General features: G+C 64.7%; 21 protein-coding genes. 8 read left to right on the forward strand and 13 right to left on the reverse strand.

The features are described from left to right. Positions 1-71: 71 nt before the first annotated feature. From PZL22_RS20145 to PZL22_RS20155, 3 genes are all read right to left on the reverse strand, one after another. Positions 72-2,438: a methyl-accepting chemotaxis protein gene (locus tag PZL22_RS20145; RefSeq protein ID WP_003527655.1), complete on the reverse strand. Its 2,367-nt coding sequence runs from the start codon at positions 2,436-2,438 to the stop codon at positions 72-74. Between the two features lie 354 nt (positions 2,439-2,792). After that, the gene (locus PZL22_RS20150; protein ID WP_010968559.1) at positions 2,793-3,692 is read right to left on the reverse strand and encodes a ribokinase; all 900 of its coding nucleotides are present in this window, start codon (positions 3,690-3,692) and stop codon (positions 2,793-2,795) included. A 106-nt stretch (positions 3,693-3,798) separates the two neighbouring features. Further along, on the reverse strand, positions 3,799-5,004 hold the full coding sequence (locus PZL22_RS20155; protein WP_003527650.1) for a DNA recombination protein RmuC: 1,206 nt from the start codon (positions 5,002-5,004) through the stop codon (positions 3,799-3,801). A 149-nt stretch (positions 5,005-5,153) separates the two neighbouring features. Between PZL22_RS20155 and def the strand changes: the two genes are divergently transcribed. The 3 genes from def (at position 5,154) to truA (ending at position 7,425) form a co-directional block, all read left to right on the forward strand. Next, on the forward strand, positions 5,154-5,678 hold the full coding sequence (def, locus tag PZL22_RS20160) for a peptide deformylase (RefSeq protein WP_003527648.1): 525 nt from the start codon (positions 5,154-5,156) through the stop codon (positions 5,676-5,678). Between the two features lie 68 nt (positions 5,679-5,746). After that, complete coding sequence (gene fmt / locus PZL22_RS20165; protein ID WP_003527646.1) at positions 5,747-6,682, forward strand: methionyl-tRNA formyltransferase; 936 nt, start codon at positions 5,747-5,749, stop codon at positions 6,680-6,682. Further along, positions 6,682-7,425 (forward strand): tRNA pseudouridine(38-40) synthase TruA, encoded by a 744-nt coding sequence (gene truA, locus PZL22_RS20170; RefSeq protein ID WP_003527644.1) that lies wholly within the window; start codon positions 6,682-6,684, stop codon positions 7,423-7,425. Before fmt ends, truA begins: the two co-directional genes overlap by 1 nt. 167 nt (positions 7,426-7,592) lie before the next feature. Here truA and PZL22_RS20175 read toward each other — a convergent pair whose 3' ends face one another. The 5 genes from PZL22_RS20175 to PZL22_RS20195 form a co-directional block, all read right to left on the reverse strand. Continuing rightward, positions 7,593-8,189, reverse strand: coding sequence for a hypothetical protein (locus PZL22_RS20175; protein ID WP_003527641.1), 597 nt, complete (start codon positions 8,187-8,189; stop codon positions 7,593-7,595). Next, positions 8,176-9,369 (reverse strand): succinyl-diaminopimelate desuccinylase, encoded by a 1,194-nt coding sequence (gene dapE / locus PZL22_RS20180; protein ID WP_003527639.1) that lies wholly within the window; start codon positions 9,367-9,369, stop codon positions 8,176-8,178. Before dapE ends, PZL22_RS20175 begins: the two co-directional genes overlap by 14 nt. Before the next feature lie 186 nt (positions 9,370-9,555). Further along, on the reverse strand, positions 9,556-12,741 hold the full coding sequence (locus PZL22_RS20185) for an efflux RND transporter permease subunit (protein ID WP_003527637.1): 3,186 nt from the start codon (positions 12,739-12,741) through the stop codon (positions 9,556-9,558). Between the two features lie 128 nt (positions 12,742-12,869). Then, positions 12,870-14,078, reverse strand: a complete 1,209-nt coding sequence (locus PZL22_RS20190) for an efflux RND transporter periplasmic adaptor subunit (RefSeq protein ID WP_003527635.1) — start codon at positions 14,076-14,078, stop codon at positions 12,870-12,872. Positions 14,079-14,129: 51 nt separating this feature from the next. Further along, positions 14,130-14,945 (reverse strand): alpha/beta hydrolase, encoded by an 816-nt coding sequence (locus tag PZL22_RS20195; RefSeq protein ID WP_003527633.1) that lies wholly within the window; start codon positions 14,943-14,945, stop codon positions 14,130-14,132. A 139-nt stretch (positions 14,946-15,084) separates the two neighbouring features. Between PZL22_RS20195 and PZL22_RS20200 the strand changes: the two genes are divergently transcribed. Then, the gene (locus PZL22_RS20200) at positions 15,085-15,993 is read left to right on the forward strand and encodes a LysR family transcriptional regulator (RefSeq protein ID WP_003527624.1); all 909 of its coding nucleotides are present in this window, start codon (positions 15,085-15,087) and stop codon (positions 15,991-15,993) included. Positions 15,994-16,003: 10 nt separating this feature from the next. Here the strand turns inward: PZL22_RS20200 and PZL22_RS20205 are convergent, their stop codons facing one another. The 4 genes from PZL22_RS20205 to dapD all read right to left on the reverse strand — a co-directional run bounded on the left by PZL22_RS20205 (position 16,004) and on the right by dapD (position 19,517). Next, the gene (locus PZL22_RS20205) at positions 16,004-16,174 is read right to left on the reverse strand and encodes a winged helix-turn-helix transcriptional regulator (protein ID WP_197538217.1); all 171 of its coding nucleotides are present in this window, start codon (positions 16,172-16,174) and stop codon (positions 16,004-16,006) included. Positions 16,175-16,225: 51 nt separating this feature from the next. Next, positions 16,226-18,118 carry a DEAD/DEAH box helicase gene (locus tag PZL22_RS20210; RefSeq protein WP_003527622.1) on the reverse strand — a complete coding sequence of 631 codons (1,893 nt, stop codon included), beginning with the start codon at positions 18,116-18,118 and terminating at the stop codon, positions 16,226-16,228. Positions 18,119-18,270: 152 nt separating this feature from the next. Beyond that, positions 18,271-18,657 carry a DUF805 domain-containing protein gene (locus tag PZL22_RS20215; RefSeq protein ID WP_003527621.1) on the reverse strand — a complete coding sequence of 129 codons (387 nt, stop codon included), beginning with the start codon at positions 18,655-18,657 and terminating at the stop codon, positions 18,271-18,273. A 2-nt stretch (positions 18,658-18,659) separates the two neighbouring features. Next, a complete protein-coding gene (gene dapD / locus PZL22_RS20220) occupies positions 18,660-19,517 on the reverse strand; it encodes a 2,3,4,5-tetrahydropyridine-2,6-dicarboxylate N-succinyltransferase (RefSeq protein ID WP_003527620.1) in 858 nt (285 codons plus the stop codon). Positions 19,518-19,811: 294 nt separating this feature from the next. On the opposite strand from dapD, the gene PZL22_RS20225 reads away from it, so the two are divergent. Next, the gene (locus PZL22_RS20225; RefSeq protein WP_003527617.1) at positions 19,812-20,711 is read left to right on the forward strand and encodes an LOG family protein; all 900 of its coding nucleotides are present in this window, start codon (positions 19,812-19,814) and stop codon (positions 20,709-20,711) included. A gap of 70 nt (positions 20,712-20,781) precedes the next feature. Here the strand turns inward: PZL22_RS20225 and PZL22_RS20230 are convergent, their stop codons facing one another. Beyond that, positions 20,782-21,558 (reverse strand): pyrimidine 5'-nucleotidase, encoded by a 777-nt coding sequence (locus PZL22_RS20230; protein ID WP_003527616.1) that lies wholly within the window; start codon positions 21,556-21,558, stop codon positions 20,782-20,784. A 34-nt stretch (positions 21,559-21,592) separates the two neighbouring features. Here PZL22_RS20230 and PZL22_RS20235 point away from each other — a divergent pair, with 34 nt between their 5' ends. The 3 genes from PZL22_RS20235 to PZL22_RS20245 are packed head-to-tail and all read left to right on the forward strand — an operon-like array spanning position 21,593 to position 24,501. Beyond that, positions 21,593-22,507, forward strand: coding sequence for an EamA family transporter (locus PZL22_RS20235; protein ID WP_003527615.1), 915 nt, complete (start codon positions 21,593-21,595; stop codon positions 22,505-22,507). Between the two features lie 58 nt (positions 22,508-22,565). Beyond that, positions 22,566-23,693 carry a bifunctional transcriptional activator/DNA repair enzyme AdaA gene (locus PZL22_RS20240; RefSeq protein WP_015007106.1) on the forward strand — a complete coding sequence of 376 codons (1,128 nt, stop codon included), beginning with the start codon at positions 22,566-22,568 and terminating at the stop codon, positions 23,691-23,693. A 37-nt stretch (positions 23,694-23,730) separates the two neighbouring features. After that, positions 23,731-24,501, forward strand: a complete 771-nt coding sequence (locus PZL22_RS20245; protein WP_003527613.1) for an isocitrate lyase/PEP mutase family protein — start codon at positions 23,731-23,733, stop codon at positions 24,499-24,501. Positions 24,502-24,558 lie beyond the last annotated feature (57 nt).

The raw sequence follows: 24,558 nt of genomic DNA on the forward strand, positions 1-24,558 counted from the left end.
ACCCCTCCCCACCCTCCCCCTTGTGAGGAGAGGTTTGGGGAGGGGCAATGTCTGGAGCAGAACGTTTCAGGTCAAAATTCTTCCCAATTGTCCTGCGCGAGCGCATTGGCGCCGGATGTCTTGGCAAGCACTCTTTGAGTCGAATTGGAGTAGGCGGCGCTGCGCGGCGCCTGTGCCGGACGATTTTCCGCGGGAGCAGCCGCACGCATCCGCTCGGCGGTACCGCGCAGCATTTCGGCCGAGGCTTGGGCCTGGGCAGCCTGCGGGGCGATCTGGAAACGGGCGACCAGCGCGCTGAGGGCGCGGGCCTCGTCGTTCAGCGCCATGCTGGCGGCAGTCGTCTCTTCCACCATGGCGGCGTTCTGCTGTGTCACCTGGTCCATCTGATTGACGGCGGAATTGATCTCCTTGAGGCCGACCGCCTGTTCCGAGGCGGAGCTGGAGATCTGGCGGATGAGCCCGTTGATCTGCACCACCTGCTCGGCGATCTTCTCGAGCGCGCCGCCGGCCTTGCCGACGAGGTCGACGCCCTCGCGAACCTGGCCCGCCGATGTATTGATCAGCGTCTTGATTTCCTTTGCGGCATTGGCGGAGCGCTGCGCGAGTTCGCGGACTTCCTGTGCGACGACCGCGAAGCCCTTGCCGGCGTCGCCGGCGCGGGCGGCTTCGACCCCGGCATTGAGCGCCAGAAGGTTGGTCTGAAAGGCGATTTCATCGATGACGCCGATGATCCGGCTGACTTCATGCGACGACTGCTCGATACCCTGCATGGCGGCGATCGCCTTCTGCACCACCTCGCCGGACTGTTCCGCGTCGCTGCTTGCGACCTCGACGGACTTCGCGGCGACCTTGGCGTTTTCGGCGCTGGCGTTCACCTGCGAGGTCAGTTCGTCAAGGGCGGCCGCGGTCTCCTCGAGGCTTGCTGCCTGCTGTTCAGTCCGATGCGACAGGTCGTTGGCGGCGCCCGAGATCTCGCTGGTGCCGCTGCCGATATTGACGACGGAGTGGTTGACGGTGCGGATCGTCTCTTCGAGGCTCTCCATCGTCGCGTTGAAATCGCGCTTCAGCTGCGCGTATTCGCCGGGGAAGTCGCCGGTAAGGCGGAAGGCGAGGTCACCGGCGGAGAGATGCGACAGGGCCTTGCCAAGGCGTGCGACGATGTCGCGCTGCAGCGCGCTGGCCTCGGTGCGTTCGTTTTCCGAACGTCCGCGTTCCAGTTCGGCCTGTTCTCTCTCGTGGCGGGCCTCGCTTTCGAGCCGCCTGTTGTCGGCAAGCTGGTGACGGAAGCCCTCGAGCGACCTGGCGACGGCGCCTGTCTCGTCGGAGCGTTCCTGACCGGAAATCGGCCGGGTATATTCTCCGTTGCTGAGCGTCTCGACGTCGCCCACGAGGCCGGCAAGCGGCTTCTGGACGAAGCGGCGAACGGCGAAATAGAGGCCGGCGAGCACCGCGCCGAGGACCACCAGGCCGCCGACGATCATCATATAGGTCTGATCGCGGACCGGCGCATTGATGGCTGAGCGCGGAACATCGACCAGCACCAGCCACTGCGCGTTCACGTCGGGCAGGCTGAAAGGATAGACGACCCGGTCGAAAGGTTCGTTGCCGTCGTAAGTCAGGTTCTCGATCATGCGGGGCGTGCCGGTGGAAAGGGCATCCTTCACCAATTCGGCGCCCTCGCCGTCATATTCCTTCATCAGCAGCTCGGGGATAGGTGCGGCGAGCCACTTGCCGCTCTGCGAAAGAAGGTAGACCCGGCCGGAGCCGAAAGGCTTGACCGCCGAGAGACGGTCGGCGAGTGCGGCGAGCGAGATATCGACACCCGAGACTCCGATCATCCTGCCGTTCGACATGACGGGGTAGGCGATCGACGTCATCGTGGTCGGGACGTCGGTGCCCTCGGCGAGATATGGCTGGGTGATGGCGCCCTTGCCGCTCTTCGCGGCGAGGCCGTACCACTCGGCCGCATAATCGGCCTTGAAGGTCGAGAGCTGGATATTTCCGTTGCGGTCCTTGGACCAATAGGGCGTGAACGCACCGTCGGCATTGCCGCCAAGTTCCGTGTTGTCGATGACGTCCTTTCCGTCATAGGCCTTGGGCTCTTCGGCGAACCAGCTGCCGAAGGCAAAGCCATGCTGCTCCAGGTTGGCCTTCAGGAGATTGATGGCGCCTGCGCGGTCGGTGGACTGCCCGGCATGGCCGCGCCCCAGAACGCCCGACATGGTCCGCGCGGCGGCGGCAAGTTCGCCGACGCTTCCCGCGATGTCGGACGCGATCGCCCGCGCTTCCGTCTTCGCGCCGTCGAAGACCAGCGTTTCCACACGGTCCTGCGTCTGGGAGATGAGCACGTAATTCGACGCGAGCAGCACGAGGGCGATCGTGCCTCCCGTCACCGCGATCAACTTTGTCGCCAGCGATCTGGCTTGGAACTTGAACATGAAATCCTCACGCACTGAGAGGTCCGCAGGTATTGAGCCCGCGGCGCGACATATTCGGAACTGTGGGTGAAGCTCCCTCATGGAGCGCCAGATGCCGACCGGCATGGAGGAGCGGCCGAACCGGAGTTGGCCTTCTCGCTGACCTGATTAGACGATCAAAGATTAAAATACGGCCAACGCCGAAGCTGATTCCGGTTCAGGCGGCAGGATTTGCGCGTCGGCGTTGCTGGCGGACGCTTATCTCTCCGTCGTCTAGAGCGTTTCAATATTTCATGGAAACACTGAAATACTCCAAGACTCCGAAACTAGGCACTTCCGGACGGAAAACCGCTACACACTTTTCCTGGAAGTGCCCTAGAGCCGGGCGGCGACCTCGGCGGCAAGCGGTATCGAGGGCTGCGCGCCGGGCTTGAGGCAGGCGAGCGATCCCGCAATCGCGGCGCGGCGGAGCGCCTCGGAGAATGCGAGACCGGCGTCGAGGCCGGCGGCGAGATAGCCGCAGAACGTATCTCCGGCACCGACCGTATCGACGGGCTCGATCGTGAGCCCTTTCGCGCGGTGGAGTTCGCCTTCGTGAATCGCCACCACGCCCTCAGCACCAAGGGTTACGATCACGGTCTGGCGGGTCTCGGCGTGAAGCCCGTTCATAGCCTCTTCCCGCTCGGCGCCGGCGATGCCCGCTTTGCCGGCGAGCAGCTCGAACTCGGTCTCGTTGGCAATGACGATATCGGCCATGCGGCCGAGGCGCGCCGCATCCGGCGTCAGCGGCGCGATGTTGATGATCGATCGGATGCCCCGCCGTTTTGCTTCGGAGAGTGCCTTTTCCACCGAGGCGGAGGGAATTTCGAGCTGCAGCATCAGCGTGTCGCCGGCCGACATCTGCGCAACCACGTTCGCGGCGTCGTCCCCGCTTACGCGTGCATTGGCGCTGGCGACCACGACGATGACGTTTTCGCCGTCGCCGCCGACGATGATGTGCGCCGTTCCGGTCGGCTCGCCGACGGTCTTCGTCAGATCGAGATCGGTGCCGGCCTCCTTGAGCAGCGCCAGCGCGCCCTCGGCAAAGGCGTCGGAGCCGACGGCACCTGCCATGCGCACCGAGGCGCCGGCGCGGCGCGCCGCGAGCGCCTGGTTTGCGCCCTTGCCGCCCGCCGCAGTGGAAAAGTCCGTTCCGGCAACCGTTTCGCCGGGCTTCGGAAGGCGTGCGGTGGTGGCAATCAGGTCCATGTTGATGGACCCAAAAACAGTGATCATGTGGAGGCGTCCCGTCGGCTTGCTCTTTAGATTTTCGCCTGTCGTCATCCCAAAACCGCTGCACGGTTTCGGGCGACACGCATTTGCCGGAGAGTGCCCGACGCCGTCAGTCCTCGTCAACCACTCTCAGCTTTAATTGCCCCATGCGCCCGTCCACCGGGCGCCCGCTGCCGTCGCCCGGCTTTTCGCCCTGTCTCGGATCGGCCTCGGCCTGCAGCTCGAGCGCCTCGATCTTGGCGCCCCGACGGGTCAGCTTGTCCGAGGAGATCAGGATGTCCTCGACATCCTTCTGGGTCATGGCGAAATGGCCCTGGAGCTTGCGTACGCGCTCGTCGAGACGCGAGAGGTCTTCCATCAGCCGTACGACTTCGCCCTGTATCAGGTGGGCCTGCTCGCGCATGCGGGCATCTTTCAGGATCGCCTGGATGACCTGGATCGAGAGAAGCAGAAGCGACGGAGAGACGATGACGATCCGCTGGCGGTGCGCCTTCTGGACGACCGCTTCGAAATGCTCGTGGATTTCGGCGAAGATCGATTCGGAGGGAACGAAGAGGAAGGCCGTATCCTGCGTGTCGCCCGGTAGAAGATATTTGCCGGCGATATCGCGGATATGCACCTCCATGTCGCGGCGGAAGGCCTGCGCGGCCTGTTGCCGCCGTTCGGCGCTCGCCGCGTCCCTCATGGAATTCCAGGCCTCGAGCGGAAATTTCGCATCGATGACCAGCGGCGGCTGGCCGTTCGGCATGCGGATGGTGCAGTCCGGCCGGGCGCCGTTGGAAAGCGTCGCCTGGAAGGCGAAGGCGCCCATAGGCAGTCCGTCCGCGACGATCGCCTCCATGCGCGACTGTCCGAAGGCGCCGCGCGTCTGCTTGTTGGCGAGGATGCTCTGCAGCCCGGCCATGTCCTTGGCGAGCGACTGGATGTTGTTCTGCGCGTTGTCGATCACCGCGAGCCGCTCCTGGAGCCGCCGCAGATTTTCGTGCGTCGCCTTCGTCTGCTCGCTGATCGAGGCGCCAATGCGGTGCGTCATTCCGTCGATGCGCTGGCTGAGCGACTGGTTCAGTTCCGCCTGCCGGGCGCCCAAGACCTCGGTCATGGCGGCGATGCGTCCCTGCATCTCCGTCTGCGCTGCAATGAGCGCCGACATTTGCTCTTCGCGGCCGGTCGCGCGAGCCGAACGGGCGCGCCGCACCATGATGGCCGAGAACAGCACCACGAGAAGGGCGGCGGTTGTGACGAGGTGGCCGGCCGTGACGGGCAGGGTGCCGATGAGGAACAGCGGCTGATCGAAGGAAAAGGGGATGGGCTCCATGGCCGCAGACTAACAGATTCGCGTGCGAAAACCAGATCAAAACGAGAACATACATTTCCGCTCCCCGGTCGCCCCCGTTTGGAGCACAACGGGTTTCTCGATGGCAATTTTCTTGCGCGTCGACGGAAAGATCGGCTATGGGGATCGACATGACGATCAAGCCGCTCATCATTCTTCCCGATCCGGTTCTGCGCCAGGTGTCGACACCGGTGGAGACCATTGACGCCGATATTCGCCGGCTCGCCGACGATATGCTGGAAACCATGTACGACGCGCCGGGCATCGGTCTCGCCGCGATACAGATCGGCGTGCCGAAGCGCCTCCTGGTTCTCGACGTGACGAAGGAGGGCGAGGAGAAGCAGCCGCTCGTCTTCATCAATCCGAAGGTCGTCCGCTCGTCCGAGGAGCGTTCGGTCTATGAGGAAGGCTGCCTTTCGATCCCCGACTACTACGCCGAGGTCGAGCGGCCCGCCGCGATCACGGTCGAGTATGTCGATCGCGAGGGCAAGGAACAGGCGGTCGAGGCCGAGGGCCTGCTCGCCACCTGCCTGCAGCACGAGATCGACCATCTGAACGGCGTCCTGTTCATCGATTACATCTCGAAGCTCAAGCGCGATATGGTGATTCGCAGGTTCACCAAGGCGGCCAAGACGCGCGGCGCAAAGGCGATCTAGCGTCGCGCCGCATTCAAGCTGGAGCCGCCGCCCGCTTACGGGCAATCGAGAGAGACGGAGGCCGCCACTTGCCGCTTCGCATGATCTTCATGGGCACACCGGAATTTTCCGTGCCGACGCTCCTGGCGCTCGCCGGGGCGGGTCACGAGATCGCCGCCGTTTACACGCAGCCGCCGCGGCCGGGCGGCCGGCGCGGCCTCGACCTGCAGAAGTCCCCCGTGCATCAGGCTGCCGAGCGGCTGGGCATACCGGTGTTGACGCCCGCCAATTTCAAGGATGCCGCGGACCGCCAGACCTTTCGGGGTTTCGGTGCGGACGTGGCGGTCGTCGTCGCCTACGGGCTGCTGCTGCCGGAGGAAATACTCTCCGGCACCCGCTACGGCTGCTATAACGGCCATGCCTCGCTCCTGCCGCGCTGGCGGGGGGCGGCGCCGATCCAGCGGGCGATCATGGCCGGCGACCGCGAGACCGGCATGATGGTGATGAAAATGGACAAGGGGCTCGATACCGGTCCCGTCGCTCTCGCGCAGTCGGTTCCGATCGATGAGATGGTGACGGCCGGCGAATTGCACGACCGGCTGATGCAGGTCGGAGCTGTGCTGATGACGGAGGCGATGGCCAGGCTCGAGGCCGGTGAGCTTCCGCTCGCGCCGCAGGCGCAAGAGGGCGTCGCCTATGCCGCCAAGATATCGAAGGAAGAGACCCGGATCGATTTCTCCCGGCCGGCGGCCGAGGTGCACAACCATATCCGCGGCCTCTCGCCCTTTCCCGGCGCCTGGTTCGAACTCGATATTGCCGGCCGTCGCGAACGCGTCAAGGTGCTGGCCTCCGAGATGTCGGAAGGGGAAGGTGCTCCCGGAGAAGTGCTTGATCACACTCTCAGGATCGCTTGCGGAGAGGGCGCGGTGCGGCTGACGAGATTGCAGCGCGCGGGCGGCAAAGCGCTCGACGCGGCCGATTTCCTGCGCGGCACGCCCATCGCTGCCGGCGCGAGGATCGCCTGATGCCCCGCTATCGCCTGACCGTCGAATATGACGGTTCCGATTACGTCGGCTGGCAGAGGCAGGAGAACGGTCCCTCGGTCCAGGGCGCAATCGAGAAGGCGGTCCTGTCGCTGACCCGCGAGACGGTCTCGATCCGCGGCGCCGGGCGCACCGATTCCGGCGTTCATGCCAGAGGGCAGGTGGCGCATCTCGATCTCACGCGCGAGTGGAAGTCGTACACGCTGCAAAACGCCCTCAACGCGCATCTGGCGCTTGCCGGCGAGCGGGTCTCGATCCTCGATGTCGCGGAAGCCCCCGGCGATTTCGACGCCCGTTTCTCGGCAATCCGCAGGCATTATCTCTATCGGATCATTTCCCGCCGTTCGCCGCTGGCGCTGGAGGCGCGGCGCGCCTGGTGGGTGCCGAAGCCGCTCGATCACGACGCCATGCACGAGGCGGCGCAGCGCCTCGTCGGCCATCACGATTTCACCACCTTCCGCTCGGCCCACTGTCAGGCGACGAGCCCCTTGCGCACGCTCGACCGGCTGGACGTGACCCGTGCGGGCGAGCTCATCGAAATCCGCGCCACGGCGCAAAGCTTTCTTCACAACCAGATCCGTTCCTTCGCAGGCTCCCTGAAGCTCGTTGGCGAGGGCAAATGGACGCCGGACGACCTGCAGGCGGCACTGGAGGCGCGGGACCGCAAGGCGTGCGGCCCTGTCGCCCCGCCGGACGGGCTTTATTTCATGCGGGTGGATTACTGAGCTGGAAACAGCAGCCCCTCATCCGGCCTGCCGGCCACCTTCTCCCCGCACGCGGGGCGAAGGAGACTCGCGGCGCTCGCTCGATTCATGCCGCTTGTCCCTTCTCCCCGCTTGCGGGGAGAAGGTGCCGGCAGGCGGATGAGGGGCTGCCGCAGATCCGCCGCCATTCAGCCCGGCATCAGGCCGAGCAGGCGCTGCAGGAACTGCATGATCATCAGCGGTGACAGCAGAAAGATCGCGGCAAGGGCGGCGGCGAGCAGGTTCTGCTTGGCGGTAACGGTCCGCAAAAGGCGGAAGAGCAGCGCGGAGCTGGCGACGAGCAGCAGAAGCCACAGCAGGGCTGCCATCCCGGCGCTGCCGGGTATGACCAGCAGCAACGCGGCCGGCACTGCCATGGCATACGTCAGCGGGACCTGGAGCCAATTGGTCGTGACGATCACCGGCACCACCAGGACGGAAAAGCCGAGCGGGCGCGAGAGGACGGCGATCAGCACGATCGGCAGCAGCCAGCTTACGAGATCGACGGCGAGAAGCTTCCCGAAGAAGCCGATGCCGACTGTCGTACCGGTCGGCATCACCGAGAGATAATAGAGCCGCCACGAGGCCCAGCCCACGGCCAGCGCCGGCAGCGTCCAGAGGATCGCCGTGAAGGAGCGCCACAACCCGCTCTCGCTGATATCCAGCCAGCGATAGCCTTCAAGGTTGCCCTGGATCAGCAGCCACAGCCCCTTGATATAGACAAGGACTTCCTCAAGCAGCGGCATGACCGAACCAGCGGGCGATGAAGGTTTCGTATATCCCGGTCAGGATTTCGAGATCGGCAAGGGCGACGCGTTCGTCGACCATGTGCATGGTCTTGCCGACGAGGCCGAATTCGACGACCGGGCAATAGTCCTTGATGAAGCGCGCGTCCGATGTACCGCCGGTGGTCGACAGCTGCGGCTGCCGCCCGGTGACGGCCTCCACGGCACCCGAAAGCGAATCGATGAGCGCGTTGTTGCGCGTCAGGAAGACGTGGCTCGGACGCTCGTTCCAGACGATCTCGTATCTGGCCGGAGCCCGGCCGGGCCTCAGCGCGCTACCGGCTGCTGCGCGGTCGAGACGCGCGACGATCTCCGCCATCAGGCTTTCGGCCGTCCAGCGGTCGTTGAAACGGATGTTGAAGGCGGCGCTCGCCTTGGCGGGAATGACGTTTACTGCGGTATTGCCGACATCGATCGTCGTGACTTCGAGGTTCGAAGGCTGGAAATTTTCGGTGCCGTCGTCGAAGGGCGGGTCCATCAGGGCCTGTGCGAGCTGCAGGATGCTGCGCACCGGATTGTCCGCAAGATGCGGATAGGCGGCGTGGCCCTGGACGCCATGAACGGTGATCCGGCCGGAGAGCGACCCGCGCCGGCCGATCTTGATCATGTCGCCGATGCAGTCCGGATTGGTCGGCTCGCCGACGAGACAGGCGTCCCAGCGCTCGCCCCTTGCCGCCGCCCATTCGAGGAGCTTCACCGTGCCGTTGATCGCCGGGCCTTCCTCGTCGCCGGTGATGAGGAAGGAGATCGAGCCCTTGGGCGCGCCATGCTTCTCGACGTGACGGGCGACCGCCGCCACGAAACAGGCGATGCCGCCCTTCATGTCGACGGCGCCGCGTCCGTACATTTCGCCTTCGGCGATCGCGGCGGAGAAGGGCGGTCGGCTCCAGGCGGCCTCGTCGCCGACCGGCACCACATCGGTGTGGCCGGCGAACATCAGATGCGGTCCTTCGCCCCCGATCCGGGCGTAAAGGTTCTCGATATCGGGCGTTCCGGGTTCCTTCGCCACGACCCGGTCGACCTTGAAGCCGACCGGAGCAAGCATGGCTTCAAGAGCCGCAAGCGCACCTCCCTCGGCGGGTGTGACGGAGGGGCAGCGAATGAGGGCAGCGAGATTGGAGACGGGATCGGTCGGGAACATGGAAGGTATGCCTGCGAAGCCGGTGGGCCAAGAAACGGTAGTCCGGTAACAGAGATTGCCGGTTTATCCGATCAGCCACCCGCTGTCACGTCCGATGAACCGGGCGGATTTCGCAGGGCGGCTGGAAAGAGAACGGGCCGGACAGATGTCCGGCCCGCCATCGACCCCGTTCGGGGGCAGGGAAGGCTACTCGCCGGGGGCGAGATGCGGGGCTTCGATATGCGCTCCGGTGTGCTTCAGCGGCTTCTCGCCGGAAAGCTTGCGGATGAGCACATAGAAGACCGGCGTCATGAAGATGCCGAAGGCCGTGACGCCGATCATGCCGGCAAAGACCGCCACGCCCATGGCGGAGCGCATTTCCGCGCCGGCGCCGGTGGAGGTGACGAGCGGCACGACACCCATGATGAAGGCCATCGAGGTCATCAGGATCGGCCTGAGCCGGAGCCGGCTCGCCTCGATCGCCGCACTGACGGCATTGCTGCCGGACAGTTCCAGTTCGCGGGCGAATTCGACGATCAGGATCGCGTTCTTTGCCGACAGACCCACCAGAACGATTAGGCCGATCTGGGTGAAGACATTGTTGTCGCCGCCGGTCAGCCAGACGCCCGTCAGCGCCGCCATGATGCCCATCGGCACGATCAGGATGATCGCGATCGGCAGCAGCAGGCTCTCATACTGGGCCGCAAGCACGAGGTAGACGAGCAGCAGCGCCAGCGGGAAGACGAGGATGCCCGAATTTCCGGCGAGGATTTGCTGGTAGGTCAGGTCCGTCCACTCGTATGAAATGCCGGGCGGCAGCGTCTCGGCCGCAATCCGCTCGATGGCCGCCTGCGCCTGACCGGAGGAGAAGCCGGGTGCCGGTCCGCCATTGATATCGGCGGCGAGGAAGCCGTTGTAGCGGATGGCCCGCTCGGCGCCGACCGTCTGCTCGACGTTGAGCAGGGCCGACAGCGGGATCATCTCGCCCGTCTGCGAACGCACCTTCAGCTTGCCGATGTCGTCGGCGTGGCTGCGATAGCTCGCATCGGCCTGGATGCGCACGCTGTAGGTGCGGCCGAAAGCGTTGAAGTCGTTGACGTAGAGCGAGCCCAGATAGATCTGCAGCGTCTCGAACACGTCCGTGACCGCGACGCCGAGCTGACGGGCCTTGGTGCGGTCGAGGTCGGCATAGAGCTGCGGCACGTTGATCTGGAAGCTCGAATAGAGCCCGGCGAGTTCCGGTGCCGCCATCGCCTTGGCGAGGACGGCCTTGGTCGCATCGTCCAGCGTCCGGTAGCCGAGGCCGTTCCTGTCCTCGATCTGCAGCTTGAAGCCGCCGGTCGTGCCGAGACCCTGGACGGGCGGTGGCGGGAACATGGCGATGAAGGCATCCTGTATCGCCCCGAACTCCTGGTTCAACTGCATGGCGATGGCGCCGCCCGAAAGTTCGGGCGTCGTACGCTCCTCGAACGGCTTCAGCGACACGAAGACGATGCCGGAGTTGGACGAATTGGTGAAGCCGTTGATCGACAGGCCCGGGAAGGCGATGGCGTGTTCGACGCCCGGGTGCTTGAGGGCGATCTCGCTCATGCGCCGGATGACATCTTCCGAGCGATCGAGCGTCGCCGCGTCCGGCAGCTGCGCAAAGCCGATGAGGTATTGCTTGTCCTGCGCCGGCACGAAGCCGCCGGGCACCGCGCGGAAGAGCACGAAGGTGACGCCGAGGAGGACGACATAGACGCCCATGACTAGCGACTTGCGGGTGAGGATGCCGCCGACGCCGCGGCCATAGGCCTCCGAACTCGCTCCGAAGAAGCGGTTGAAGCCGCGGAAGAACCAGCCGAACAACCCATCCATGACCCGCGTCAGCCGGTCCTTCGGGGCGTGGTGGTCCTTCAGGAGAAGGGCGGCGAGCGCCGGCGAGAGCGTCAGCGAGTTGAGGGCCGAAATCACCGTCGAGATCGCGATGGTCAGCGCGAACTGGCGGTAGAACTGGCCGGTGAGCCCGGTGATGAAGGCGAGCGGCACGAAGACCGCGACGAGGACCAGCGCGATCGCGATGATCGGCCCAGAGACCTCCTGCATGGCGCGATAGGTCGCCTGCACTGGTGAGAGACCTTGGGAGATATTGCGTTCGACGTTCTCCACGACGACGATGGCGTCGTCGACGACGATGCCGATCGCCAGCACCAGGCCGAAGAGGCTGAGCGCGTTGATCGAGAAGCCGAAGACATACATCACCGCGAAGGTGCCGACGATCGAGACGGGCACGGCAACGAGCGGGATGATCGAGGCGCGCCAGGTCTGCAGGAAGACGATGACGACGACGACCACGAGCGCAATGGCTTCGAGCAGCGTGTGGATGACCGATTCGATCGAAGCCCGGACGAACTGCGTCGTGTCGTAGACGATCTCGTAATCGACGCCATCAGGCATGGTCTGCTTCAGCTCGGCCATGACCTTGTGGACGTTTTCGGAGATCTGGATGGCGTTCGAGCCGGGCGCCTGGAACACGCCCATGCCGACGGCGGCCTTGTTGTCGAGAAGCGAGCGCAGCGAGTAGTCAGCGGCTCCCATTTCGACGCGGGCGACGTCGCCCAGGCGCGTGATCTCCCCGCTCTCGCCCGATTTGACGACGATGTCGGCAAAATCCTCGGGTGTCTTGAGGCGGCCCTGAGCGTTGACGGAGAGTTGCAGGTCCAGGCCGGGAACCGACGGCGAAGCGCCGATGACGCCGGCGGCTGCCTGGACGTTCTGCCCGCGGACGGCATTGGCGATGTCGCTCGCGGCAAGCCCGCGCTCTGCGGCCTTCTCGGGGTCGATCCAGACGCGCATGGAATAGTCGCCGCCGCCGAAGATCTGCACCTGGCCGACACCATCTACGCGCGCCAGCCGGTCCTTGACGTTCAGGACGCCGTAGTTGCGCAGATAGTTGATGTCGTATTGCCCGTTGGGTGAAATCAGGTGCACGACGAGCGTCAGGTCGGGCGAGCTCTTGACGGTGGTGACGCCGAGCCGGCGCACCTCTTCCGGCAGCCGCGGCTCGGCCTGCGAGACGCGGTTCTGCACCAGCTGCTGGGCCTGATCCGGATCGGTTCCGAGCTCGAAGGTGACGGTCAGCGTCATCAGGCCATCGGCGGTCGCCTGGCTCTGCATGTAGAGCATGCCCTCGACGCCGTTGATCTGCTCTTCGAGCGGTGTGGCGACGGTTTCGGCGATGACGGCCGGGTTGGCGCCCGGATATTGCGCCCTGACGACGATCTGCGGCGGCACGACTTCCGGATATTCGGAAATCGGCAGGCCGGTCATGCCGATCAGGCCCGCGACGAAGATGATCACGGAAAGAACGCCCGCGAAGACCGGGCGGTCGACGAAGAAGCGTGAGAAATTCATGGCATCCCCCTTGGGAACTTCAGGCAAGCGGAGCGCGTCTGCGGCGAAGACTTATCGCCGCGAGCACCGATGCATGCCGTTGAATGTCTTTTCGGCGCCCTGCTATGGTCCGTCAGGGCGCAGCTTGGCTATGGCTTGGCGATCGAAGCGGTCGCTTGCTCGGCCTGCGGGGCGACGACGACGCCGGGGCGTACGCGCTGCAGACCGTTGACGATGATGCTCTCGCCGGGCTTCAGCCCGTTTTCCACGATCCGGAGACCATCGGCGACGGGCCCGAGAGTGACCTGGCGGTACTCCACCTTGTTGTCTGCCCCGACGACCAGGACGAATTTCTTGTCCTGATCCGAACTGACCGCACGGTCGCTGATCACCAGCTTTTCCTCAGGCTGCGGATCGCCGATCCGAATGCGCACGAACTGACCCGGGATCAGGCGCCCATCGGCATTGGTGAGTTCCGCCCGCACGCGAATGGTGCCGGTTGCCGCGTCCACCTCGTTGTTGATGAGCTGGATATGGCCGGTGATCGGCGTCCCCTCGTCGGCGGAGGTTCCGATTTCGACGGGGATGCGTTCGATCGCATCGATGCTGCCGGCCGAGGCCGAGAGCTTTGCGAGCGCGGCGGCGACGACCTCCTCGCTGACGTTGAAGCTCGCATAGATCGGGTCCACGGACACGAGCGTCGTCAGGACCGGCGAGGCGGTGCCGGCGGTAACGAGATTGCCCGCCGTCACGTTGAGCCTGCCGACGCGACCGCTGATCGGCGCGCGCACTTCGGTGTATTCCAAGTCGAGTTTGGCGGTGTGCAGCGCGGCCTTCGCCGAGCGGAGGTTCGCCCGCGCCTCGTCGTAGACGCTGAGCCTTTGATCGACTCCGCTCTGCGGGATAGCGCTGGTGGTCACCAGCTTGCGGCCGCGTTCGAGCTCGGTTCTGGCGAGCGCGACGCGCGCTTCGGCTGCGGCAACCTGCGCTTCGGCGCGCTCGACTGCCGCGGCGAAGGGCTCGGGATCGATGGTGACGAGCAGGTCGCCCTTTTCGACCAGCGCCCCTTCGCGGAAGTGGGCGCTCAGGATCGCGCCGCCGACGCGAGGACGGATCTCGACGCGCTCGATCGCTTCGAGACGGCCGGAGAAGCTCTCCCACGTGGTGATCCGACGCGATTCGGCCTTGGCGACGGAGACCGGCACGGCCGGCGGCGCCGCTGCGGCGGGCGCTTCGGTCGCGGCATCCGCCTGGAAGCGCTGAGGCAGTCCGAAGAAGACGGCTGCGCCGCCGCCGACGGACAAAAGAATGCTCAAGCCGGCGCCCCACAGGACCCGGCGGGTTACTGTCGATGTCATGTTTTCTCCTCGCCGGTTGGGAGCCCGGCTCTGTGCTTACTGTTTTATTTGTTACTCTTTGGCCGGCTTCGCTCCCGCCTGCTTGAAGAAGCGGGAGAAGATGCCGGATATGATTTCTTCATGCGATGGCCAGGTCTCCTGCGCCGCGCCGCCGACAGGCAGCCATGAGGCGCGCCCGGGCAGCACATGGGTTTCCACCGGAACGCCGGCCTTGCGGAGACGCTCGGCATAGGCTTCCGCCTCGTCGCGCATCGGGCACTCCTCGCTGGTGACGACGAGGGCCGGAACGAGACCGCCGAGACGGCTGCAATGGCCCGGCGCCGCATAGGGATGCGTGAGCCCGCTGCGCTCGCCGAGATATTGTTGCCAGCCTTCGGCGATGGATTGCACCGAACTCTGCGGACAGAACTTGCGAAACGAAGCCGTTGCCAGGCACGGGTCGAGCAGGGGCGACAGCAGGATCTGGCCTTTGAGGTCGGTCAGGAACTGATCGCGCGCCATCAGCGCCAGGCCGGCCGCAAGATTGCCGCCCGCCTCTTCGCCGGCGACGAACAGCATCGACTTCTTGTGCGCGAACTGCGGACAGCGGCTGCGCATGGATGAAAGCATCGCATAGGCGCAGTCGAGTGCCGCCGGAAACGGGTTCATGCACGCGGAAGGATATTCCGGCGAGATGACGACCGCGCCCGCGGCCGCCAAGGCATTGGCCACTTTTTCGCCCGCCGCGACCGAATCGCCGACGAAGCCGCCACCATGGAGATGCAGCACGATCGGCGGCGGCGCGAGCAGCGATGCGCCGCGGTAGACACGCGCGCGGCACGAGCCTTTGCTCGTCTGCATCGTCTCTTCCGTAAATTGCGCGTTCATCTCTCTTGTCTCCGCCACGGGTGAATCCCTAGATGAGGGACAACTCGCGATGTTTGCAGCATATCATTGTCTTTCGTCTGGAATAGTCCGCGGGTTGTGATTACACTATTCGGTATTTCGAACAATTCGGTTATTGAAAATGGACCAACTCACGGCCATGCGCGCCTTTCTTCGGGTTGTGGAGACCGGCAATTTTACCCGCGCCTCCGCCTCCCTCAACATGCCGAAGGCGACCGTCACCAATCTCATCCAGGGGCTGGAGGCGCATTTGCGCACGAAGCTGCTCAATCGTACCACGCGGCGCGTCCTGGTGACGCCGGACGGTGCGCTTTATTACGAGCGCGCCGCACGGCTGCTTTCCGACCTCGACGAACTGGACGGCAGCCTTTCGACGGCCCAGAGCCTGCCGAAGGGCCGACTGAGAGTCGAGACGGCAAGTGCCTTCGCCAATCTGGTAATCATTCCGGCGCTGCCCGAGTTCCACAAGAAGTACCCCGATATCCAGATCGATCTCGGGGTTTCCGACCGAACGATCGACTATCTCGCGGAGAACGTCGATTGCGCCATCCGCGCCGGTACCCTGACGGATCAGTCGCTGATCGCCCGGCGCATCACCGAGATGAAGTTCGTCGCCTGCGCTTCGCGGGATTTTCTCGAGCGACACCCGGTGCCGCAGCACCCTTCCGATCTGGAGAAGAATTGCTATGTGGTCGGCTATTTCCTGCCGAAGACCGGTCAGCAGATGCCGTTCCATTTCCGGCGCGGCAACGAGGAGATCGAGGTGAGTGGACGCTATACGGTGGCTGCGAACGAATCGACCACCTATCTTGCCGCCGCCCGGGCGGGACTGGGCGTCATCCAGGCGCCGCTCTTCATGGTGCGCGAGGACCTTCGCAACGGGACGATGGTTCCGGTTCTGCCCGACTGGCAGGTCGAGCCGATGCCGATCTATCTCGTCTATCCGCCGAACCGTCACTTGAGCAGCCGTTTGCGCGTTTTCGCCGATTGGGTCGTGAAGGTCATGGCGCAGTCGCAGAACGGCGAGTGACGACCCGTTCTCACCTGTTCGTCTGCGCGTCATAGCGTTCGCGCGCGGCGTCGAGCGTGCCGAAATGGGTCTCCGCCCAGCGGTCGAGCACGACCAGCGCTTCACTCAGCGAGCGGCCCACCTCGCTCAGGCGATATTCGACATGCGGCGGCACGGTCCTGGAGACTTGATCTGCGGGGATTCACCTCAAGTTTTCCCGCCGCGATGCCGATCGCCGGCGGGAAATGCCATCTCAAGGCTGGCGCTTCTTGGCGTTGTTGCGCTTGGCACCGGCCTTGAAGTCGCCGGTTTTCTGCGCTTCGGGCTTGCCCTTCTTCTTGCTCCAGGGCTTGTCGCCCCGGCTGTCCGAATGCGCATCCTGCGCGATGGGAGGCTGCTTGTCGAACTTGCGCTTCGGCTTGAAGTCCTTGTGTTCGCGCTCCGCTGCGATCGCCGGCGGCCGCTTCTTCTCGAAGTCCGGCTTGTCCTGCCGCGGCCTGGAGCTGTCCGGGGCACCCGGAAGGGTTTTGACGCGAATGCCCTTTTCCAGCATCCGGTTCGGGCCGATCGCGGCAAGGAGGCGTTCTGCGCCGTCGGCCGTCATCTCGACATAGGTTTCCTCGGGCTGCATGCGGATCGCGCCGATATCGCGCTTGCTCAGCTTGCCGTAACGGCAAAGCATCGGGATCAGCCAGCGGGGCTCGGCGTTCTGCTTGCGCCCGACGGAGAGGGAAAACCACTGGCCGTCGGCGAAGTCCGCGCGCGGAGCCGGCTCGCTGTCACCCGTGAAAGCCGGGCCGTCGCGACGGGGTTTCCTGCGATCGTCGTAGACGGCGACATCCACGAGTTCCTCCGGAGCGGAACGGTTCGAGCGGAATTGCCGGACGAAGGCCGCGGCGATCTTTTCCGCCCCGTAGCGGCTGATCAGCGTCTCGACGATCGCCTGTTCATCCTCGCGCGGAGCTTCGGCAAGGGCCGGATCGGCGGCGATGCGCTCGTCGTCGCGACGTGCCACCTCGTCGGCCGACGGGGGCTTTGCCCAGGCGGCGGTAATCCGTGCGTTTTCAAGCAGCCGCTCGGCCTTGCGGCGGGCGTTCACGGGCACGATCAGTGCGCTCACGCCTTTCTGGCCGGCGCGGCCCGTCCGGCCGCTGCGATGCAGCAGCGTGTCGGAGTTGGTCGGCAGGTCGGCATGGATCACGAGCTCGAGGCCCGGAAGGTCGATCCCGCGCGCCGCAACGTCGGTCGCGATGCACACGCGGGCGCGGCCGTCGCGCATGGCCTGCAGTGCGTGGGTGCGTTCGTTCTGGCTGAGCTCGCCTGAGAGCGCCACGACGGAGAAGCCGCGATTGTTGAAGCGGGCGGTCAGATGATTGACCGCGGCGCGCGTCGAGCAGAAGACGATCGCGTTCCTCGCTTCGTAAAAGCGCAGCACGTTGATGATGGCATTCTCACGGTCGCTCGGCGCCACGAGCAGCGAGCGGTACTCGATGTCGCCGTGCTGCTTCTGCTCGGAGGTGACGCCGATGCGGACTGCATCACGCTGGTAATTCTTGGCGAGCGTCGCGATCGAGCGCGGTACGGTGGCGGAGAACATCAGCGTGCGGCGATCCGCCGGCGACGCCTCGAGAATGAACTCCAGATCCTCGCGGAAGCCGAGGTCCAGCATCTCGTCGGCCTCATCGAGCACGACGGCCTTCAGTCCCGATATATCGAGCGATCCACGGCGGATATGGTCGCAAAGCCGGCCCGGCGTCCCGACGACGATATGGGCGCCGCGTTCCAGCGTGCGCCGTTCGCTGCGCATGTCCATGCCGCCGACGCAGGAGGCGATGGTGGCCCCCGCCATCTCGTAGAGCCAGTCGAGCTCGCGCATGACCTGCAGCGCCAATTCGCGCGTCGGCGCGATGACGAGTGCAAGCGGTGCGCCGGCCTGCGCGAATTTCCTTGCCGAACCGATGAGCGTCGGCGCCAGTGCCAGGCCGAAGGCCACGGTCTTGCCGGAGCCGGTCTGGGCGGAGACCAGCGCGTCGGCGGTGCCGAGCGACGGATCCAGCATGGCCTGCTGAACCGGCGTCAGCGTCTCGTAACCGCGTTTTGCCAACGCCTCGGCGATCGCCGGCGCGATCCCTGCGAATTCTGTCATGTCTCTTCTTTCGGATTTCGGTTGTCGTCGGCGGAAGAGCGGACCTCGGTGCAGGTCGTCATCAGGCGTCGATTGCCGCGGCCAACGTGGTCGCGGCCCTATTCAGTTGCCGCGCTACATACTTGGTGAGCGTTGAAATGTACAGGGCGGAATCAATCTCCGGCCGGCGCATCGCGGCGGCTGCCATATTCGTTTGCCCTGTTTGCGCCCGGCCAGAGGCAGAGACCGATAAAAACGATCGGGCTCAGAACCGGGATGAAGAGGCAGAGCGCCAGCGGGCCGGGATAGCCGATATCATGCAGGCGCTTGATCGCCAGCATGGCGATGGAGAGCGTCGAAAGCACGCCGGAGACGATCAGAGCCAGCGTCCAGAGCGCGAGCGCCGCGTCGTCCACCTCGTTCTTCATCATCTGCACCAGAAAGATGGAGCCGACGGCGAACCAGAAGAGCCAGGCGAGGAGAAAGGGCAGGCGGCCGATACGGCCGGAGGGGCTGAAGAACAGCCACATCATGCTCGGCTGCCGCCCCTCCTTGGCCATCGTCAGTCCCGGAGCAGTTCGTTGATGCCGGTCTTGGAGCGGGTCTTCTCGTCGACCCGCTTGACGATCACGGCGCAATAGAGGTTCGGCGCCGGCTGGCCATTGGCCATGGTGGAGCCGGAAGCCATGGAGCCGGCGACGACGACGGAGTAGGGCGGCACTTCGCCATACATCACCTCGCCCGTCGCGCGGTCGACGATCTTCGTCGACTTGCCGATGAAGACACCCATGCCGAGCACCGAACCCTCGCGGACGATGCAGCCTTCGACCACCTCGGAGCGGGCGCCGATGAAGCAATTGTCCTCGATGATGGTCGGGCCGGCCTGCATCGGTTCCAACACGCCGCCGATGCCGACGCCGCCGGAAAGATGCACGTTCTTGCCGATCTGCGCGCAGGAGCCGACGGTCGCCCAGGTGTCGACCATCGTCCCCTCGCCGACATAGGCGCCGAGATTGACGAAGGAGGGCATCAGCACCGCATTCGGTGCGATATAGGCGGAGCGGCGGACCACGCAGTTCGGAACGGCGCGGAACCCGGCCTTCTCGAACTCGTTGACGCTCCAGCCGTCGAATTTGGAGGCAACCTTGTCCCACCAGACGGCTTCGCCCGGTCCGCCTCTGACGAGTTCCATCGGATTGAGGCGGAAGGAGAGGAGCACCGCCTTCTTGAGCCACTGGTTGACCGTCCAGGTGCCGTCCTCACTGCGTTCAGCGACGCGTACCTTGCCGCTGTCGAGCAGGTTCAGCGCCGTTTCCACGGCGTCGCGAACCGCGCCGCGGGTGCCGGTGTTGACGGCGTCGCGCCCTTCGAAAGCGGTCTCGATCGTCTGCGACAGGGAGGCGAGGTCGTGGTTCGTCATCGGAAATCCTTCGAGTTCGGCGTTGTGCTGCAAGCTCTACTGCATAATTCCCCGAATCGGAACCGGCTTCACGGATTATGCAGCGATTCAAGATGTCGCGCGGCTTCACCGAAACCTGGCGCCCATGGAGCATGATCCTCAAAAAGTTGAAGGCCTTTTCGGTTCGCGCTCCTCAACGGGACTTGGCAAGTCTCAACTAATCCGGCAGTAGGGACGCCTCTATGGCCGAGAAAGATCCGAAGGGACGCGTCCGGACGAGGTCTCCGGTGTTCGAAACGCGACGGGAAACGAAACATGGCACGCATGAAGAAGCGGACTCTGCGCCGCAAGGATGGGGTTTGGGATCCGCTGGCAGACAGCTCCCAGAGCAGGCAACGCGCATCGAGCGTGCCTTTGACGCCGCAATCGGCTTCGCCCACCTATCGTCTCGCCTATATCGACGACGATTTCCTGTGCCGTGAGGAACTGAGGCCCGTCCGCCTGCAGCTCGAGCTCCTGAAGACCGAGATGATGCTCGAGGAGCGCGGCATCAACTCCACCGTGGTGATGTTCGGCGGAGCGCGCATTCCGGAGCCGGGCGGCGAGGCCTGGGCCGCCAAGAACGACATCCAGCGCAAGAATCTCGAGGCTGCCTCGATCTATTATGACGAGGCGCGCAAGTTCGCGCGATTGTGCTCGGAGCAGTCGGCAAAGCTCGGTTACAAGGAATATGTGGTCGTCACGGGCGGCGGCCCCGGCGTCATGGAGGCGGGCAATCGCGGCGCAGCCGACGTCGGCGCACCTTCGATCGGCCTGAACATCGTGCTTCCGCACGAGCAGGCGCCGAACCAGTTCGTGACGCCGGACCTGTCCTTCAATTTCCACTATTTCGCCATCCGCAAGATGCACTTCCTGCTGCGTGCCAAGGCGGTCACTGTCTTCCCGGGCGGCTTCGGCACGCTCGACGAACTGTTCGAAACCATGACGCTGATGCAGACCGGCCGGCTTGCTCTGGTGCCGCTCATCCTCTTCGGCGAGAAATTCTGGCGCAGCATCATCAATTTCGAGGCACTGGCCGAGTTCGGAACCATCGCGCCGGACGACGTCGACCTGTTGCATTTCGTGGAGACGGCCGAAGAGGCATGGGAAATCATCGCCGGGTTTTACGAGAAGGTCGACCCCCGGTCGGTCCCGATGGCGTCCGGACGGCGGTAGTTCACAAAAAAAGCCCCTCCCGAACCCCTCCCCCTGTAGGGCCTGTGGGGAGGGGCCTTTGACTTTTGGGCTAAACAATCACACTGCGCAGGAAACCCGCCAGGTCTTCCGTGACGTAGTCGATCTGATCGTCCGCGTCGCTCGACGTTTCCCAGGCCTCGGCGAACTCGTATTCGAGATTGCGCGGCACGAGCAGCACCGTCTTCATGCCGAGCGCCTTAGGGACGACCAGGTTGCGCGGCAGATCCTCGAACATGACCGCATTCGCCGTGTCGATGCGGTGAAGGCCCATGAACTTGTCGTAGGTGTCGCCGGCGGGCTTCGGTATGAAGCCGGCGGCGACGATGTCGAAGATGTCGTTGAAATGCTCGAGAATGCCGAGCGCCCGCGCGGTCATCTCCGCATGGGCGACGCTGCCGTTGGTGAAGATGAACTTGCGTCCGGGCAGCGCCTTGATCGCCTCGCCGAGTGCCGGGTCGGCCGGCACCACGCTATAGTCGATGGCGTGGGCTCTTTCGAGGAAATCATTGGGATCGATGCCGTGATGAAGCATCAGGCCCTGAAGCGTGGTGCCGTGGTCGCGGTAGTACTCCTTCTGCAGCTTCTTCGCCTCCGCAGGATCCAGCGACAGGAGTTCGGCAACATAGGCCGTCATGTTGCGGTCGATCTGTGAGAACAGATTGACGTGATGCGGATAGAGCGTGTTGTCGAGGTCGAAGACCCAGTCGGTGACATGGGCGAATTCGGCGTGGGTCGGCATGCGGTCGAGCTTCTTCATGGGCGGGTTTATGACACGGGCGGCCTTGCGAAGCAAAACGGTTTGTTCACCTGCGACCCGATTGGCCATGGATTGTTTTCGGCCTGCGTGTTAGCGGGCAAATATGGAAACCTGGGTTCTCATCACCGTCGCCGCGGCCTTCCTTCAGAATGTCCGCTCCGCCATGCAGAAGCACCTGAAGGGCGTCATGGGCACCACCGGCGCGACTTTCGTCCGCTTCGGCTTCGGGCTGCCTTTCGCGCTCCTCTACCTCGTCCTGCTCTGGCGCGTCGGCGGGCATCAGCTGCCGGTGCCGAACGGCACTTTCTATCTCTGGGCGGTGGTCGGCGGATTGGCGCAGATCGCTGCGACCTTCCTGCTCGTCCATCTCTTCTCCTTCCGCAACTTCGCGGTGGGCACCGCCTATTCCCGCACCGAGCCCGCCCAGGCGGCGCTCTTCGGACTGATCTTCCTCGGCGAAAAGGCAAGCCAGGGAGCGCTGGTTGCGATCGCCATTTCGGTGGTCGGCGTCATGCTGATCTCCGTCGCCCGAACGACGCTCAGCGCGCGGTCGCTGCTGACATCGATCTTCGGTCGCACGGCGGGAATCGGGCTGCTCTCCGGTACCTTCTTCGGTCTCTCGGCGGTGTCCTACCGCTCGGCCTCGCTGGCGCTGGAGCCGAGTCTCCCTCAGCCGGACTATGTGATCCAGGCGAGCTTCACGCTCGGCTTCGTCATCCTGCTTCAGACGATCGTCATGCTTCTCTGGATCGTCGCGCGTGAACGCGACGAACTGAAACGCATAGGTGCTGCCTGGAAGCCCGCTTTCGTCGTGGGCTTCGTCGGCGCCTCGGCCTCCTTCGGCTGGTTCGCGGCGATGACGCTGCAGCAGGCGGCGATCGTCAAGGTGGTCGCTCAGGTGGAGATGCTGTTCACCTTCGCCTCCTCCTTCTTCATCTTCCGGGAGTGGATCAACCGGCTCGAACTGGTCGGCTGCCTGCTTATCGTGCTCGGCGTGGTCATGCTGCTCGTCATGTGAGGGATCGGCGAACAGCACGAATAGATGCCCGAAATTCGGCGGACGGCGCGTGTGGCTGATGCTACAAAGCAATATGCTTTTCGATCTGCCTGATGACGATATCCTTTACGATGCGCTGCTGGCCCGCAGTTCCGATTATGAGGGCCAGGCCTTCGTCTGCGTCAAGAGCACCGGCATCTTCTGCCGGCTCTCATGTCCTGCCCGCAAGCCGAAGCGGGAGAACACCTTGTTCTTCGACAGTATTTCCGCCTGCGTCAATTCCGGCTTCCGGCCGTGCCAACGTTGCCGCCCGCTGGAAGGTGCATCCGGGAAAGATCCGCTCGTCAAGGAGCTTATCGAGCTGCTCGACCGCCGGCCGGAACATCGCTGGACGGAGGGCGATCTCGTGCGGCGCGGCTTCGATCCGTCGACCGTGCGGCGCGCCTTCAAGCGATCCCTCGGCGTCACCTTTCTCGATCTCGCCCGCCAGCGGCGAATGGGCGAAGCCGCGCGGCAGCTCTCCGGCGGCGCCAGTGTCATCGAGGCGCAGATCGACGCGGGCTATGAATCTCCGAGCGGTTTTCGCGCCGCCTTCGGGCGGCTGATCGGACAGGCTCCTGCTAAATCGCAAGGGCGCGTGCTGCTCTTTGCCGACTGGATAGAGACGCCGCTAGGCCCCATGGTGGCGGTGGCCGACCAGACGCATCTTCATCTCATCGAGTTCCACGACCGCAAGGCCCTCCCGGCCGAAGTGGAAAATCTCAAGCGAAAGACGCACTCTGCGGTGGTGCCCGGCAGAACGCCGCCCATCGATCAGGTGGAGCGCGAGCTCAACGACTATTTCGCCGGGCGCTCGGCCGATTTTCGGACACCGCTCGCCCTCGACGGCAGTGCCTTCGAGCGCCAGGTATGGGCAGAACTCGTTGCGATACCCGTGGGCGAGACACGCTCCTACAGCGACATCGCGCGGAAGGTCGCAACCCCGCAGGCGGTGCGTGCCGTGGCCAGGGCCAACGGCTCCAACTGCCTCGCAATCATCGTGCCATGCCACCGCTGCATCGGCGCTGACGGATCGTTGACGGGCTATGGGGGCGGGCTCCGGCGCAAGCAATGGCTGCTTCGCCACGAGGGCAGAATGCGTCCTGTCGGGCTTTTCAGAGGGTGGGACGGGGAGAAGCCTGTGCAGGCCGCCACTCCAACGATGTAACGGGATCGATCAACCTGACGGACTGGGAGAAGATACGATGAGCCAGGAAGAAAGAGCGCTTGCCTTCGGGGCACTGCACCGGAAAGGCGATCCGGTGGTTCTGTACAACATCTGGGATGCAGGCAGCGCCCAGTGCGTGGCCGAGGCCGGCGCCAAGGCGCTCGCCACCGGGAGCTGGTCGGTCGCGGCGGCACATGGATATGGGGACGGGCAGAAACTGCCGCTGCCTCTGCTGCTCGAGACCGTGCGCGAGATCGTCGCGGCTACGGACCTGCCGCTCTCGGTGGACTTCGAAGGCGCCTATTCGGAGGACCCGGCCCAGGCCGCGGCCAATGTCGCGCAAGTGATCGATGCCGGCGGGATCGGCATCAATTTCGAGGACCAGATGGTTGGCAGAGGCGGCGTCCATCCGATCGACAAGCAGGCGGCCCGCATCCGCGCGATCCGAGAGATGGCGGAGCGACAGGGCATTGCACTGTTCATCAACGCCCGCACCGACCTCTTCCTGCAGGAGAGCGACGCGGCGCGCCACGCGGCCCTGATGGAGGATGCGATCGCCCGCGCCGAGGCCTATGCGGATGCGGGCGCGAGCGGCTTCTTCGCACCGGGCCTCGCCGATCGAGACCTGATCGCCAGGCTCTGCGCGGCATCTCCCTTGCCGGTCAACGTAATGATGAAGCCGGGGGCGCCGGACATCGCCACGCTTGCGGCCGCCGGCGTCGGGCGGGTGAGCTACGGGCCGTTCCCATACCGGGAGATGATCGCCCGGCTGCGCGGCGAGGCGGAGAAGGTTTATAGGGCGAGTTAAGAGATTCGCCCCTCATCCCGCTGCCGCGACCTTCTCCCCGTCATGACGGGGAGAAGG

The organism is Ensifer meliloti (genome assembly GCF_030064585.1).
Classification (GTDB): Bacteria; Pseudomonadota; Alphaproteobacteria; order Rhizobiales; family Rhizobiaceae; genus Sinorhizobium; species Sinorhizobium meliloti.

What these genes read in the sequence shown, in the direction of transcription:
- PZL22_RS20215 (WP_003527621.1), bottom strand. Translation starts at nt 18,657, where the DNA reads ATGGCCAAGGAGGGGCGGCAGCCGAGCATGATGTGGCTGTTCTTCAGC.
- PZL22_RS20195 (WP_003527633.1), bottom strand. Translation starts at nt 14,945, where the DNA reads ATGAACGCGCAATTTACGGAAGAGACGATGCAGACGAGCAAAGGCTCG.
- dapE (WP_003527639.1), bottom strand. Translation starts at nt 9,369, where the DNA reads ATGTTCCCGACCGATCCCGTCTCCAATCTCGCTGCCCTCATTCGCTGC.
- PZL22_RS20245 (WP_003527613.1), top strand. Translation starts at nt 23,731, where the DNA reads ATGAGCCAGGAAGAAAGAGCGCTTGCCTTCGGGGCACTGCACCGGAAA.
- PZL22_RS20210 (WP_003527622.1), bottom strand. Translation starts at nt 18,118, where the DNA reads ATGACAGAATTCGCAGGGATCGCGCCGGCGATCGCCGAGGCGTTGGCA.
- PZL22_RS20200 (WP_003527624.1), top strand. Translation starts at nt 15,085, where the DNA reads ATGGACCAACTCACGGCCATGCGCGCCTTTCTTCGGGTTGTGGAGACC.
- PZL22_RS20190 (WP_003527635.1), bottom strand. Translation starts at nt 14,078, where the DNA reads ATGACATCGACAGTAACCCGCCGGGTCCTGTGGGGCGCCGGCTTGAGC.
- PZL22_RS20145 (WP_003527655.1), bottom strand. Translation starts at nt 2,438, where the DNA reads ATGTTCAAGTTCCAAGCCAGATCGCTGGCGACAAAGTTGATCGCGGTG.
- PZL22_RS20155 (WP_003527650.1), bottom strand. Translation starts at nt 5,004, where the DNA reads ATGGAGCCCATCCCCTTTTCCTTCGATCAGCCGCTGTTCCTCATCGGC.
- PZL22_RS20240 (WP_015007106.1), top strand. Translation starts at nt 22,566, where the DNA reads ATGCTACAAAGCAATATGCTTTTCGATCTGCCTGATGACGATATCCTT.
- PZL22_RS20225 (WP_003527617.1), top strand. Translation starts at nt 19,812, where the DNA reads ATGGCACGCATGAAGAAGCGGACTCTGCGCCGCAAGGATGGGGTTTGG.
- PZL22_RS20235 (WP_003527615.1), top strand. Translation starts at nt 21,593, where the DNA reads ATGGAAACCTGGGTTCTCATCACCGTCGCCGCGGCCTTCCTTCAGAAT.
- PZL22_RS20175 (WP_003527641.1), bottom strand. Translation starts at nt 8,189, where the DNA reads ATGCCGCTGCTTGAGGAAGTCCTTGTCTATATCAAGGGGCTGTGGCTG.
- dapD (WP_003527620.1), bottom strand. Translation starts at nt 19,517, where the DNA reads ATGACGAACCACGACCTCGCCTCCCTGTCGCAGACGATCGAGACCGCT.
- PZL22_RS20185 (WP_003527637.1), bottom strand. Translation starts at nt 12,741, where the DNA reads ATGAATTTCTCACGCTTCTTCGTCGACCGCCCGGTCTTCGCGGGCGTT.
- truA (WP_003527644.1), top strand. Translation starts at nt 6,682, where the DNA reads ATGCCCCGCTATCGCCTGACCGTCGAATATGACGGTTCCGATTACGTC.
- def (WP_003527648.1), top strand. Translation starts at nt 5,154, where the DNA reads ATGACGATCAAGCCGCTCATCATTCTTCCCGATCCGGTTCTGCGCCAG.
- PZL22_RS20230 (WP_003527616.1), bottom strand. Translation starts at nt 21,558, where the DNA reads ATGGCCAATCGGGTCGCAGGTGAACAAACCGTTTTGCTTCGCAAGGCC.
- PZL22_RS20150 (WP_010968559.1), bottom strand. Translation starts at nt 3,692, where the DNA reads ATGATCACTGTTTTTGGGTCCATCAACATGGACCTGATTGCCACCACC.